The 1,871-nt window shown below is 73.9% G+C and carries 1 protein-coding gene; it reads right to left on the minus strand.

What is annotated here, in order from left to right; translation table 11 throughout:
* A partial coding sequence (gene ggt, locus ACFU6K_RS38120; RefSeq protein WP_380671120.1) for a gamma-glutamyltransferase occupies positions 1-1,781 on the minus strand: 1,781 nt, incomplete at its 3' end.
* Between the last annotated feature and the right edge of the window lie 90 nt (positions 1,782-1,871).

Here is a 1,871-nt window from a genome sequence, read left to right on the forward strand (position 1 = left end):
GGCCGGACCACCGCGGCCGAGCCGCCGCCGCGCCGCACCGGCTCGGCGGCGGCCACCCAGCGGCCGTCCGGCAGCCGTTCCACGCCGGTGGCGGCACCGATCTCGCCGCCGTTGACGAAACTGTGTCCGAGGCCCTCCAGCGCGGCCCGCTCGGGCAGCGCCAGGAAGGCGGACTCGGCCTGGGTGGTGGCGCCGTTGCGCTGGCTGGCGCGCGGGGCGGCGATGGCCTGCTCCAGGCTCAGGCCCCGGTCGAGCCGCCCGAGCAGCACCTGGAGGGTGGTGGTGATGATGGTCGCGCCGCCGGGGCTGCCGGTGGCCAGCAGCGGCTCACCGTCGCGCAGCACGACCGTCGGGGACATCGAGGAGCGCGGCCGCTTGCCCGGGCCCGGCAGGTTGGGGTCGGGGACGCCCGGGGCGAGCGGGGTGAAGTCGAAGTCGGTCAGCTCGTTGTTGAGCAGGAAGCCCCGGCCGGGGACGGTGATGCCGCTGCCGCCGGTCTGCTCGATGGTGAGCGTGTAGGAGACGATGTTGCCCCAGCGGTCGGCGACCGTCAGGTGGGTGGTGTTGGGGCCCTCGTACGGCTCGGCGACGGCCTGGCCGGTGTCGGCGCAGGGCGCCGGGTGGCGCGGGTCGCCGGGGGCGAGCGGGCTGGTGAGCGCGTGGTCCGGGCTGATCAGGCAGGCCCGGGAGGCGGCGTAGCGCTCGGAGAGCAGCTCCTTGGTGGGGACGTCGGTGAAGGCCGGGTCGCCGACCCAGCGGTTGCGGTCGGCGAAGGCGATCCGGGAGGCCTCCAGGAAGTGGTGGTAGTACTGGGTGCCGCTGTACGTCGAGACGTCGCCGCCGTCCTCCAGGATGTTGAGCGCCTCGCCGACGGTGGTGCCGCCGGAGCTGGAGGGGGCCATCGCGTAGACGTCGTAGGCGCCGTGGGAGACGTGGGTGGGCGCCTGGTCGCGGACCCGGTAGTCGGCGAGGTCGGTGGTGTCGACCTTGCCGGGGCGGGCGTTGCGGCCGGATGCCGGGTCGACCGGCGGGTGCTGCACGGTGTTGGCGATGTCCCCGGCCAACTCGCCCTGGTAGAAGGCCTTGACGCCGTCCTTGGCGAGCAGCCGGTAGGTGGCGGCGAGGTCGGGGTTGCGCAGCACGGTGCCGGTCTCGGGGGGCTTGCCGTTCGGCAGGTAGAGCGCGGCGGTGGCCGGGAAGTCCTTGAACCGGGCGTAGTTGTCGGCGGTCTGGCCGCGGAAGGTGTCGTCGACGACGAAGCCGTGGTCGGCGATCCGCTCGGCCGGTTCGAGGTTCTGGGCGAGCGAGCGGGTGCCCCACTTGCGCAGGGCGGCGTCCCAGGTGGCGGGGGTGCCGGGGACTCCGACGGACAGGCCGCTGGTGACGGCGTCGGCGAAGGCCACCGGTTTGCCGTCCTCCAGGAACAGGCCGCTGTCGGCGGTGCGGCCGGCCGTCTCACGTCCGTCGATGGTGTGCACCCGGCCGGTGGCGTGGTCGTAGTAGACGAAGTACCCGCCGCCGCCGATGCCGGAGGAGTACGGCTCGGTGACCCCGAGGGCCGCGGCGGCGGCGACGGCCGCGTCCACCGCGTTGCCGCCCTTGCGCAGCACCTCGATGCCGGCGGCGGTGGCGTCGGCGTCGACGGTGGCCACCGCTCCGCCCCGGCCCACCGCCTCCGGCGTCTTCGACGGCGGGGTCGCCGCGCCGGCCGGTCCGAGGCCGGACCAGACCAGCGCGGTGGCGAGCAGCAGTGGTGGTGCGAGACGGGTCAGAGCCCTCATCCGAATCCTCCTGAGTCTACGTCAACACAGTTGTTCCACAGGAGGGATGATCCGACAACCACACCACGCCACTACCAACGGGTAGTTGAC

The sequence above is a fragment of the Kitasatospora sp. NPDC057512 genome, assembly GCF_042802135.1.
In the GTDB taxonomy this organism is placed as follows: domain Bacteria; phylum Actinomycetota; class Actinomycetes; order Streptomycetales; family Streptomycetaceae; genus Kitasatospora.